The organism is Prolixibacteraceae bacterium (assembly GCA_019856515.1).
Taxonomy (GTDB): Bacteria; Bacteroidota; Bacteroidia; order Bacteroidales; family Prolixibacteraceae; genus Halosquirtibacter; species Halosquirtibacter xylanolyticus.
Window position 1 is genome coordinate 4,209,594 of record CP082230.1, and the last position, 13,389, is coordinate 4,222,982.

Consider the following 13,389-nt stretch of genomic DNA (forward strand, 5'->3'; position numbering starts at 1 on the left):
TTGGCACGCCTTGCGCTTAGTGCTGATGCATATGAATGGAAAATAAGAAATTCATAGCCACGGATTAGACGGATTTTCACGGATCTTGGTTGGGGTGCAAGGGTATGGGACAGCTGCTGGGAACGCAGCGCTTCGCTCGGCATCGTGTATCAGGAGAGCGACAACTTAGTATTGCTTCATGGATCTTGGTTGATGCTTCGTTGCCGAGCTAGAGCTCAGCGTTCCCAGCGTTTGGCAATCTTACGATTCTTTTTATTATGGTAATTATAATGTTTTGGATGTGCATTGATTTGACTGTATGTGTGATTGATGTTTTATTGCTCGTACGTGCAATGATTAAAGAAAACATTGTATGTACGAGCAATTGAAAACATCCTATTTATTCACTTTTATGCTTTTAATTTGATTGTTGCCATAAAAAACAGGAAAATACATGTGTTCCATACGTGCAGGATTAATATTAACCTTTCCTGAATAGCGAGGAACTAACTCTATTTTCACCTTATAATTACCTTTATGAAGCATGCTATAGTAAATGGATACCTTTTCTTTATGGTATTCACGATGAGATTCACGGTATTGTCTTTGTGTTTTGTTATGGTATGAGCAAACTGATGGTATCGGTATCTCTAGTAAAAGATACTCTGATTCTTTCTTTATGTGTAGATCTACTACCAAAGTCACTTTCTCACCTGCCGTTAAATGAGATATGGTATCTTCATTTTTTTCAAATGAGCTATGAATTTCAAAATACTCATCTTTTCGTACAGAAGTTTTATTGGAATATTTACTATGCCATCCCGCAAATACTAATTGATGCCCTTTTTTGATTATGCTTACTGTATCTCCCTCGTTAATTTCTCTAGAAAAAGGAAATTTAGTAATATCCTCTAGATCTCCGTTAATCCTTACACTTAAAGAGTTAGACTTAATACTTGCTTTTTCCTTAAGTAGGTCCGGCAGAATATGTTTTATAATTAATGCTGATTCATAGGTGTTTCTCCAACCCTGCCTATCCCTACTTTCGTAGAAGTAGTTTCTTATTTTTGGTAGCCAATCATTATAGTTACCATCGTTTTTAAGGATTTCATACATTAGTAGCGTTTGCTGAACTCTACCATAGTATAGTGACCACAATCTCTTACCCCAATAATAATTACCATACAGAGTTTCTTGTTTATCCTTAATATAGGACGAAATATCTATCTCAATATTACTTCTTTGTTTTACCACTGTTAATCGCATTGAATCCACTCTGCTAAAGGTTGAGTCGTTCAATTGTTTGATTAAATTAGGGTAGTCGGCTTGTGTCTTTAAAGTTTGCAATGTATTTAATATGCTTAACTTCCCTCGTGAATCTAGTAGTGTATAATTATTCAATAACTTATATTTTATATCTTCTCGATTATACTCTACTTTGTAACCCGCCTGTTTAGCTAACTCTAAGCCTTCAATTACATGTGCTGTTATCCACCATTTGGTATCTGTTTCTGACCACCAACCCCATACTTTATCTTTATTGGTACTTTTTAGCAGACGAGCAATTAGCTTATTTACATCATTTTTATAATTGAATTTTTCTTCTTTGTATGTACATACCTTTTCTTCATTCAGTAAGGCAATTAGCTTGGATGAAGCTTGTTCGTTACACAAATGTGAGTAATTGCGTAATTTAGCAGTTTCTTGAAGTAAAATATTTAAAGGATTGGATTCTACATAAAGTAATCCCTGTGTAGAATGCATAGGGATGCGAAAACCAAGTGTCGTATCTCTATGCATACTGAAAAAAGCTCCTTTTGTTTCTTCTACTCCTAAAGGCACTACAGTTAATTTCTTATTCTCTCCATCAAAATAACCGTTGTCACGTTCAACCGAATAGGTCATAGATAAGGTGTCTGTGCTGCTTGCGTTAACATGTAAAGTATCAACAAGTATGCGACCTAAATTTCTTTCCTTTTTGAATAGTTCTGTTGAATCAACACTGTAAGTTGAACTTACTTTAATAGAATCACTCAAATAACTAATTGACTTCCCTATTGCCTTGATGGAATCTCCCTGTGTTAAAAACCTAGGAATCAATAATTGTGCAGATAATGGTTTAAACGATTTAATTTCTCCTTGCACTTGCCCTGTTTGTCTATTCTTTCCCACAGCAAGTGCAAATGTGTTCCATGATGTTATGTCATCAGGGAAGGTGGTTGTAAAAGTGGCTTCTCCTTTGCTATTTGTAACCAAATTTGGTTGCCAAAATGCTCCATCGGAGAAATTATTACGTAAACTATAACTACTGCCAGCCTGAACAGGAATGTCAGTAGCATTCAATTGCTTGGCAAAAGGTAATCCTTTCCCACTTTTTGTGGTAATAATAATTACGCCTGAAGCTCCTTTAATACCATAAATTGCTGCTGCAGCTTCACCTTTCAAAACATTAATATCAGCCACTAAGGAATCATCTAATTCATTCATATCATACTCTACAGGAATCCCATCTACAATAACCAGAGGTTTATCGGATGAAGTATCCCCTATACCACGAATTTTAATATTTGGGGATGCTCCTAGGGCTCCTGCAACACGTCCTTGTATAGAATTTGACACAACAGATGATATGCTGCCAGTGTTCATACTTTTTGTCTGAGTATGGTCCGTAACAACAACCACTTCACTCAATTCTGATACTGAAGCAGCTAAACTTGCATTAATCTCTCCTGCACCGTGTACAGGAACGGTTACTGATTTATAACCAATAGAGCTAAATTCCAACTCAAAATTGCCTTGTGGTAACTTAATGGAATAGTTCCCATCGAAATCAGAAATTCCACCAATGTTTGTGCCTTTAATACATATTGAAACACCAGGAAGTCCTATATTGTCTGCTTCGTCAACAACTCTTCCTCTTATTGTCTGTAAGCTTCTGTATTTAAGCTGCCTACGAATGAAGTTCGACTTAATTTCCGTTTTTGCTAACCTCTTATTGTAGAGTGAGCCTGATTTACTTTTCTTGAACCAGTTCTCTTGTATCAACTGTGCTATATTCTCAGAATATTCATCCTTTAATAGTGTATCTGGTTCATTTGTTTGAATAACTGAAAGGCAATATGCCTTTAGTATGATATGTTTCTTTTCAAAATATGACCCATCTTCCATTAAGAAAAACAAATGATAAATACCTGGCTTTAAATCATGAATATGTTCTACATTGGATGGATAAATGCGCATAAATTGAGGATCGGAATCTCTAAAAACTAAAACATTACGCAATTGTATTGCCAAACTATCATTTGTATTATATTCTATCGCCAATACTCCATTACCTTTCATGGTGTAATATGGATTATCGTAGTGAATATCTGAATTAGCATACTGGATCTTCTCTTCTTTACCCAGCCATTCAATCATTTGCTTATTTATCACTTCATCATGAAAAGAAGGAGTTGTAAAATTATTATCTAAATAATTAAAATTCCAAAAGTGATCATTGGTCTTCATTTTTACGAGGCCTTCATCAATAGTGTATTCATATGATGGTTCAAATTTAAAACTAGTTGTAAACTTATCATGATGAGTAAAATTTGCTTTCCCATTTTGAAAAGGGCCTACAATAAGTGCTTTGTTGTAGTTGTAGTAGGTGAGATACTTATATGGTGATTTTGTGTTTTTAAGTATCTGATAATTATTATTCTGCTCTAAATAAATTAGTCCTTTCTGATTAGACGAATAGAATTTGGCAAACCGTGTTCTAATTAGCGTCTTCTCTTCCTTCGTTAATTCAGGCTTCCTTTCTTTAATAATTACATGCTTATTCGCTTTTAATGGGTCAATAGATACCAAGGTTTTATAGTCTTGTTTAAAGTATACAGAATTAACGGTTAGGTCATAATCACTAGTTCTCAATCTTAATTTATGGTACCCCGGACTACATTTAAAACTATATGGTTTATTCGCGGCAATGGATGAATAAACCAAATCATAATCAAGGAAGATAAAATGAACTTGTACTGGTACCCCTTCTTTATACACAAATGGAGCAAATTGAGTTTGTCCTTTATCTAGCTTAGTATATTCAACATGAACGCCCTTTTGTGGACGAACAAATTTGTAATAGGTTATGGTATCTAAGCTCATTCTTGGATTCCATGTATTATAGTCTAATGGATCGAATGATGTTGAACCAAAATAAGTATCTCCCATCATGTTATATTTATTATACATGGTGCGAGGTTTTGCTAATTTGCCATAATACCTGAGTGATGGAGCGCTATAGTTAAATTTTTTAGTTAATCCGTATGCTGTTAAATCCACTCCTTTTACAGGACGATCTTTATAGTCCCTTACCTCAAGTGTCATATCTACTGTCTGACCTGGATAAACTACTTGTGGCTGCTTCATCTTCACACTTAGTTGTTTTCTGTAAAGAGGAATATCGTATGATTGTTTATAGCTATTTCCTGCCCATTGATAGTTAAGAGAGACGAAACACCCTTTATTACTTTTAAAGTTAATTAGGGTATCTAATTTCTGAGTGTGACCACTAGCTATTTCTTTATCCTTCTTGTAAACAAAGTATTTAAACCATACTCCCTGAGGGTTAAATACAGAGAAATTAACGGTGTTGTTGCTTCGTTGAGAGTTAAGGGATAGTGTGGGCTTATAATGATTAAGACTAAAATATTTTTCTATAACTTCTGATTTAAGGTTATAAGATTCAATCAGCTTATTTACGACTTCGGCATATGGTAATGTGACGCTTTGTTCCTTTAGTAAATTTCCGTTTTTATCAAATGCGGTTAGAAGAACTTCTAAAGGAAGCTCATTGCCGAGATTTTCATAAGTAAAGTGAATAGAATCGTTCTTAACCTTAAGTGAAAGTTCTTTTTTCTGGTGATGATAATGTATAGTTTTATTTTTTTGAATTCTTTCGTTTTCACTATTTAAAAACACTGCTTCTAAATCATATGAGAAATCCATTGCTGGAAAGATCGTATCTGGAATTTCAATTATCGTTTCTCCAACAGGATCTAACTTTTGTGTATAACGATACAGAGTATCTTTTAAGAACTCATGATCTTTATACAACTTACTGTATGTTCTTTGGGACTTTAGAGTAACAATTACCCTTCCGTCAGGTATAGCTAAACCATTCATATCCTCTCCTTTTAGATAAATATAAAATGGTATACCTCGCAACTGGTCATGTTTATCTGCCCGTAAGTTATATTTAATGCTATTAAGTTCGTACTCTTCAAATTTAAATGATTGAGATATCACTGTACTCCATTCTCCATTCTTTAGGGATACCCTGTAGTTTTTATCTAGCTTCATATTCAAGGAGTCGTGCAATACAAATTCATGCGTATAGATACCTTTCCGGTCAGGTTCTATCTCTTTGAGCTTAATTACCTTATTATCCACCCTTATAGATGCCATTAGCTTTTGATTACTAATAAAGTGACCATTTGGCTTTAATAGACATGCTTTAAAGTGCACTGTATCATTGGGTTTATATTTGGGTTTACTGAATACCATATATCCTTGATAGTTTTTTTTAGAAGATTTTCCGCAACAGCGTACTAATCTGTTTATCCAACCATAGGTTCCATACCTAAATATTGAACGGTATGTGTCCTTAAAAGGTTTGTAAATGTAGTAGGGCAAACCTTGAGGTCTACCATTGTATGCCGTCATAAACAAATCGTATGGCAAGTAAACTAGCAACTTTAATGGTACGTATACATATTTTATGGGTACAGAAAAAGCAACCCTCTGAAACTTAACTCCCTTTTTTACTTCATTATCCAAGTAATGATAACTTGTGAATCCATTGTATGTCACTTCTAGCCAGCCTCTTGTGTTTGTTTTTCTTTTTTGATATGCTTCGAGCTGTGGATTATAACGTACTGATTGTCCATTTATTTTGACTTTGGCATCTTCTAGAACTTCTCCAGTGGAATCCACAATAGTTAACAATAGGTCTGCGTAATTATTATACACAATGACTTCAATATCAGAGTATGATCTCATTTCTAACTTAAGGTCATTATCTTGAGCCCATACTAACAAGTAATTACCCTGTGAAAGTTTGCGGTTAAATATTGAATCTGTAGGAATCGAATCTTTAAGTACCGAAAAATAACCTTCATCTACTTCGCTCAGCCCTTTCTTATAAATAGCTCTTGCTTGTTTACGGCTTAACTGATATATGTATTTATAATAGCTGCTTCTTCGGCTATCTGATAGATTGTTAGCATTCCCTTGATTAAATACAGATATCAATAATATAGTTATAATAGGTATTATCGCTCTCATAAAATAGTGTTTGAATTTATTTAACTTGTAGAATGCGAAGCCACAAATACAGGTCTTATCATAAATATAGTTGTTTGTATGGACTCTTTACGAAATCTAGTGGATAAATGAATATCTTATTATAAAATCTTTATAACATTTACGTAGCTTTACATGTTGGGGTCTCCTTTATTGTCGATTTATTGGATTTAGAGTCAAATAGGTAAAGCACTCCGATTATAGCCGATCATTAAAGCTTTTAGGACAGTCAATAGCGTAGAGGAACAGCTTTTATGTTATAGTAATTAATGAAGCGTTACCATATAAGATTCATTGACATCATTAGAAGAGGTCTCCACGACCGATATTATTAACCCGACGTCAATAGAACGATACCACACAAAATATATGTCATTGATTATGTGATATTTGCTAAAATTAATTTATCGAAATACTGTCGTCGGGTTAATAACAGGTCGAGTTATTCAATATAATCCATGTACTTTGCTGCAATGATGTGCTACAGTTCCCCTCCCAAAGAATAAGGGCTTAATATTATATCCAGTCAAATGTAGCAATTCCAACTAGAGTAGTATCGTACAATGGATGAATATTTTGTCAAGTTATGTTATGATTTTTTGTATTATTGTTCTGTTAGATAGTATCTATTTTGAATGATAAACTTATACAATAAAACATCATTATGAAAGAATTATTATTAGTCATTTCAATCCTGTTTGTTGTTAAGGTTGGTTTGGCACAAAAGAATAGTTTATGGAGTGCAGATAAGTACAATGAATCGTCTGTCTTGTATAATAAGGTGAAGCTTTCAGGTCTTATTTCAAATGATGAATCTTATTACGTTGAATATAGACCTTTTAAAGCCAATGGCGTCGGTGTTGTTATATGCCCTGGTGGTGGTTATGCTAAGGTTGCTATCGATTTAGAAGGGACAAAGGTGGCAGAGTTACTTACCAAACAGGGGTATACTGTTTGGGTCCTTAAGTACAGGCTTCCTTATGGACGTTCTCATGTCCCATTGAGTGATGTGCAGCAGGCATTGCGTTTGATGAGAGTGAAGGCTTCTGTATTGGGTATTGATGCGGATAAGATTGGTGTGATGGGATTCTCCGCTGGAGGACACTTGGCATCCACTGCTTCTACTCATTTTGATGATCCTGTATTTGATGGAGACCCTCAAACGGCACAGGTGAGTTGTCGACCTGCATTCTCAATATTGATTTATCCTGTCATTTCGATGGAGGAGTCTATTACACATCGAGGTTCGCGCAAGAATCTTTTGGGATTGCATCCTACCGATGTGCAGATTAAAGCATTCTCTAATGATTTGTCGATAGGAGAGGATACCCCACCCACTTTTATTCTTCATGCTGATGACGATAGGGTGGTTTCGTCTTTAAATAGTATCGCCTATTATCGCCGTCTCAAGGTGGTTGGTATCTCCTCTGAGATGCATATATTTCCTAAGGGAGGGCATGGTTTTGGTACGAAGCAGAGAGGCTTAAGTGTAGATCATTGGATGGATTTGTTGGTTCGCTGGTTGGATGATCATGTTTCGGATAGGTAGCATGAGAGGAGGTGTTATATCTACTATCTATATAATTAGATGTTCAATAGACTCTATTTCTTGATTCTAGGAACCATTTTTATTGCGATACTTGACGGTTTATTTGTGTTTGTTTCTGATTTTTTTCTATTTTTGTTCTGTTCGTAAACAAATTTTATGTTTGATGAGAAGAGTATTGTTACAAATATTGAGCGTATCGATGATGGTGATCTGTTTATTCGGATCAACAGGAATCAATATGTTCTTTCATCACTGTTTCGAACATAATCAATCGGACTACGCACTGCTGTATCCCGATAATTGGCACGAGGATGAGTCGTGTGATCATCACCATGCTACTGATTCGCATTCTCATAGTGCGAATTGTTGTGACTTTCACAGCGAAGATCTCTCTTCTTGTTGTGTGGTGGACCATATGTTTGTAAAGCATGATTTGCTTTTAACTATTCAAGATCGCACAGAACTACGAGTGCCTGTACTTCATCTGTTATTGAAGCATGCAGCAGATCAAACCACACGATTAGATGTAGATAGATGGACAGGTGTTGGTGTGGTTGATGAAGCTCTCTTTGACCCTGTTAATCTACAAATACTTCAGGGCAACCTCTCTTTGTGCATGTCCTTGTGTAAGCTAAAGCTAGATTGCTTAAAAGTTTAATTCTTACCGTTTATAAGCCATTGTTGTTTGTGTATGCTGTGCATTACATAAGTTTGAAATGGTCTGCGTGTTATTAAAATCTACTCCATATTAGATTCTAATGATTCTATGTTTCATATTCGTCTCTATTTTCATAGTGAAATAGGGAATGGGAATAAGTACGTATGTTTCAGTAGAAACATTAAGAGACCTATTCTATAAGAATAGGATACATGGTGTCTAATATGGATTCAGAAGTTTTAAACTTTTATTGATCTATATATGATGATGAATCGTATAATTATGAGTGTTTTGTTTTTTGCACTCTCTACTGTTGTTTATGCAGTAAATTATAAAGGAAAAGTGGTGGAATTAGATCGCAACGGGAAAGCGAGCCCACTTCCTGGTGTGAATGTTGTTTTGAAAGGAACAACCCACGGTACGGTAACCGATTTTGATGGTAATTTTGAGTTAAGTGCCACCGACACATCAACCCCTTTGTTGTTTAGTTATGTCGGGTATAAAAGCATTAGTGTCGTACCTAAGAGCATCGATGGTATTGTTGTTGAGATGGTCTCTGGCGAGAGCTTAGGGGAGGTTACAGTGGCAAAGCGAAGGGCATCGACCTCTTTTTCTCGTGTTGCACCGATTCAAGCACAGAAGCTTACGGGTGCAGAACTAACCAAATGTGCTTGCTGTAATCTTTCGGAGAGTTTCGAAACCAATGCATCGGTGGATGTCTCTTTTGCGGATGCCGTTTCAGGAGCTAAAACGATAAAGATGTTGGGGCTTTCGGGTAAATATTCGCAGATGATGGTGGAGAATATTCCAGCACTCCGTGGTGCCCAAAATAGCTATGGGTTAGAATATATTCCGGGTACATGGATGCAATCTATTCAGATATCTAAAGGTACTGCGGCGGTGAAGAGTGGTGCGGAGTCGATGACGGGACAGATTAATGTGGAGCTGAAGGAGCCTGATGGCGAAGAGAAAGGGTCGTTCTATATGTACGGAAATCAAGATGGAAAGATGGAGTGGAATTTCAACTACGCGATGAAATTGAATGACCATTGGAGTACTGGATTCTTTGGTCATTATGAAGATACTTTCCGAGAGATGGATAACAACAGTGATGGCTTTCTTGATCGTCCTGTAACACGACAGTATAACTTCTATAATAAGTGGAAATATAAGTCTGATTTTATTAATTGGAAATTTGGATGGAGCTATCTCGATGAGAGTAGAGATGGGGGACAAACCACTTTTAATAGTGATGTCTCTCCTTTTGATCAGAGTGCTTACGGTATTGGTATTGACTCGAAGAAGATGAATGCCTATTCTAAACTCGGTTTTATCTTTGATCGTCCATCTACGAGCCTTGGTATTGTGGCGAAGTGGGATCGATATACTCGTGACTCATTTTATGGTCGACAGCTTTATGATGTGGATCAACAGAATATCTATGGTTCTGCAATCTACCAGTCTTATCTTTTTAATACCAACCATAACTATACTACAGGGGTTAACTATGTGAATGATCGCAACAACAATCAAGTTCAGTTTCTTGGAGAAGATAACCTACAGAAAGTGGGTTTCAATGAGGAGGTGATGGGGGCTTTCTTTGAGTATACTTATACTCCTACGGAGGACATTACGGTGCTTGCTGGATTACGATATGATCATAGCTCTCTTCATGGGAGTTATTGGACGCCTCGTCTTCATCTTCGTTGGGCTTTCACCGAAGCATCTACTTTGAGATTGTCGGCGGGTAAAGGGTATAGAACGCCACAGGTGATTGCTGAAAATACACGCTATTTGGCATCTTCTCGTGCTTGGCATTTTGCGCAGAAAGAGCCTCTACAAGAGGAGGCTTGGAATTTTGGTGCGAGCTTGATAAATAACTGGCATCTATGGGACAAGCCATTGACGCTGTCTTTGGACTACTATCGTACAGAGTTTAAGAACCAGATGGTGATTGATCCTACCCAATCGGCATATGACATATATGTGTATGCATTGGATGGACGTAGCTTCTCTAATAGTTTTCAGGTTGAAGCACGTTATGAGCCATTTGATCGCTTTGAGTTGACTGCTGCATTTAGAATTAATGATGTGGAGATGACTTTCGAGAAGAGTGGTCTGTCAGATATGCCTTTGATGGCTAAATATAAAGGTTTGGTTTCCGCTTCGTATAGTACGAATATGAAGAAGTGGCAATTTGATTTAACGGCTCAATTTAACGGAGTACAGTCGTTGCCTACCTCTGAAGGACGTGATCCTGTTTATCAACAACCGAGTGAGTCGAAGCCATATACTATGTTGATGGCACAGGTAACGAAGAATTATAAAGCTTGGAGTTTTTACGTAGGAGGGGAGAATCTTGCGAACTATACCCAAGATAACCCAATTATTGCTGCAGATGCTCCTTTCACTAAAGATTTTGATTCATCTCAGGTTTGGGGACCGATATATGGACGTATGTTCTATTTCGGTATTAAGTATGCATTTGATTATTAACCAATAATACGATTTACGATGAAAACTTTGAAATTATTATTACCGCTGTTCCTTTTATTTGCAATTTTTACTCCTGCTATGGCAAAGAGTGAGAAGAAAGTTGAAACGGTGACTTACGTCTGTTCTATTGATTGTGATCACTGCAAGAAGACGATCATGAAGAATATCCCTTACGAAAAAGGGGTTAAGAATGTGGAGGTGGATATTAAAACCAAAGAGGTGAAAGTCACTTTCCGTAAAGATAAAACCGACTGTAAGAAGTTGGAGAGTGCCATCGAGAAGCTTGGTTATGATGCGGAGTTGAAGAAAAGCTGCTGTGGTGATAAGAAGAAATAAAATTCCAATATATCGCTGTATTCAGAAATGTTTCTACTATTTTGTAGGAACATTTTTTTTAACTGAATAGACCATGAAGACTAAATTTTTAATGCTGGTTGTGTTGATGACACAACTATTCTCCCTACATGCTGCTCGGGTAGATACCATTCAAGTGAAAGCCCGAAAGATGAAAAAAGTGATTTCAGGTGTAGTGATACTCCCGGATAGTTACACTACTTCAAAGAGATATCCAGTCATGTATCTTCTACATGGTGCTTCGGATAATTATAAGGCATGGGTAAACAAATGTCCTAAATTAAAATCATATGTAGATCATTACGATATGATTGTTGTCTGTCCTGATGGTGGTCATACCAGCTGGTATTTTGATAGCCCTGTGGATGAAACAATGCAATATGAGTCGTATGTGTCGAAGGATTTTGTCGGTTATATAGATAGCCATTACGCTACGATTGCAGATCGAAAAGGAAGGGCGATCACTGGGTTGAGTATGGGAGGACATGGTGCTCTCTATCTTGCTTTTCGTCACCAAGATATTTGGGGAGCGGCAGGAAGTATGAGCGGGGGTGTTGATTTTACGCCGTTTCCTTTGAATTGGAATATCTCAAAACGTTTGGGTGATTATGCTTCGAATAGAGAGGTGTGGGAACGTAATACAGTGATGGATCAAGTGTATCTTTTGACGAAGAACTCTTTAAGTATTATGATCGATTGTGGAAAAGATGACTTCTTTTTTCCTGTAAATAAAGCCCTTCATGAGCGACTAGACCACTGTAATATACCTCATGATTTTATTGTTCGTCCAGGAAAGCATAATTGGAACTATTGGAGAAATGCCATCAAGTATCAGATGCTATTTATGAATGATTATTTCGAATCCAAGAAGTAATGGCATTTCGTATTTTTGATCAATAATACCAATTGTATTTTATCATTCAATTGATATTATTTTGCTGTTCTTAGTACCATTGGACCTATTGTGAACACATTCTTTAGCTATTATACCATTAATAATGTTAGAGGGTGATGTATTAGTTATGGTTTGTTTGGAGTGAATTGTGAGATGAAAAAGTGGACTTTTTTAATCATTGTTACCCCTTTCATATGTAATGGGATCGTTGGGTATAAAAAAAGAGCCTATTACAATAATGTAACAGGCTCTTCTTTATATTGTTGTATTTAGAGTTCTACTCTTGATCTAAAGTTACAAGATCTTCTAATGAAGTTAGAATGTCTTTGTCAACTAAGATACGTCCACAGTACTCACAAACGATAATCTTCTTACGAGAAGAGATATCTAAGTGTCTTTGAGGTGGTATTTTGTTGAAACATCCACCACATGCGTCACGTTGTACAGAAACAACAGCTAATCCGTTACGAGCATTAGAACGAATACGTTTGAATGCAGTTAGAAGACGTTCTTCTACTGTCTTTTCGATCTTGCTCACTTTTTTCGCAAGAAGTTCTTCTTCTACTGCTGTTTCAGAAGAGATATCTTCAAGCTCTTTACGTTTGTTCTTCAAATCGATACTACGATCATCGAAACGTAGTTTCGCTTCTTTGATCTGTTGTGATTTGATTTTGTTATCTGCACTGAACTCTTTGATTCTTTTCTCTGCAAGTTCAATCTCTAGTGTTTGGAATTCCATCTCTTTAGACAAAGAGTCAAACTCACGATTGTTACGAACGTTGTTTTGCTGCTCAGTATACTTCTTGATTAGCTCTTGAGAATCCTTGATGGCATTCTTCTTGTTTGCAACTGCTGTATCTAGGTTCTTTACCTCATCCTTATATTTAGTGATACGAGTCTCAAGACCAGCTAGTTCGTCTTCTAGATCCTCGACTTCTAGAGGAAGTTCCCCACGAAGAGTTTTGATTTTGTCAATTTCAGAAACTACAGATTGTAGCTCATAAAGAGCTTTTAGTTTTTCTTCAACCGTCATGTCTATTTCTCCAGGTCTTGTATTTGGATTCATCTCTAAATTATTTATATTTCCGACCGCACTTGACTCTCAGGGTTGAT

Annotated in this window: 7 protein-coding genes; 5 read left to right on the top strand and 2 right to left on the bottom strand. The window is 36.4% G+C overall.

Annotated features, from left to right (window positions below):
* Positions 1-375: 375 nt before the first annotated feature.
* Positions 376-6,306 (bottom strand): carboxypeptidase-like regulatory domain-containing protein, encoded by a 5,931-nt coding sequence (locus K5X82_15460; protein ID QZT36629.1) that lies wholly within the window; start codon positions 6,304-6,306, stop codon positions 376-378.
* 682 nt (positions 6,307-6,988) lie between these two features.
* Between K5X82_15460 and K5X82_15465 the strand changes: the two genes are divergently transcribed.
* The 5 genes from K5X82_15465 (at position 6,989) to K5X82_15485 (ending at position 12,255) form a co-directional block, all read left to right on the top strand.
* Positions 6,989-7,873 carry an alpha/beta hydrolase gene (locus K5X82_15465; protein QZT36630.1) on the top strand — a complete coding sequence of 295 codons (885 nt, stop codon included), beginning with the start codon at positions 6,989-6,991 and terminating at the stop codon, positions 7,871-7,873.
* 163 nt (positions 7,874-8,036) lie between these two features.
* On the top strand, positions 8,037-8,531 hold the full coding sequence (locus K5X82_15470; protein ID QZT36631.1) for a hypothetical protein: 495 nt from the start codon (positions 8,037-8,039) through the stop codon (positions 8,529-8,531).
* 282 nt (positions 8,532-8,813) lie between these two features.
* Complete coding sequence (locus tag K5X82_15475; GenBank protein QZT36632.1) at positions 8,814-11,027, top strand: TonB-dependent receptor; 2,214 nt, start codon at positions 8,814-8,816, stop codon at positions 11,025-11,027.
* A gap of 18 nt (positions 11,028-11,045) precedes the next feature.
* Positions 11,046-11,363, top strand: coding sequence for a cation transporter (locus K5X82_15480; GenBank protein QZT36633.1), 318 nt, complete (start codon positions 11,046-11,048; stop codon positions 11,361-11,363).
* Between the two features lie 73 nt (positions 11,364-11,436).
* Positions 11,437-12,255, top strand: a complete 819-nt coding sequence (locus tag K5X82_15485; protein ID QZT36634.1) for an esterase family protein — start codon at positions 11,437-11,439, stop codon at positions 12,253-12,255.
* Between the two features lie 298 nt (positions 12,256-12,553).
* Here the strand turns inward: K5X82_15485 and K5X82_15490 are convergent, their stop codons facing one another.
* The gene (locus K5X82_15490) at positions 12,554-13,342 is read right to left on the bottom strand and encodes a hypothetical protein (protein ID QZT36635.1); all 789 of its coding nucleotides are present in this window, start codon (positions 13,340-13,342) and stop codon (positions 12,554-12,556) included.
* Between the last annotated feature and the right edge of the window lie 47 nt (positions 13,343-13,389).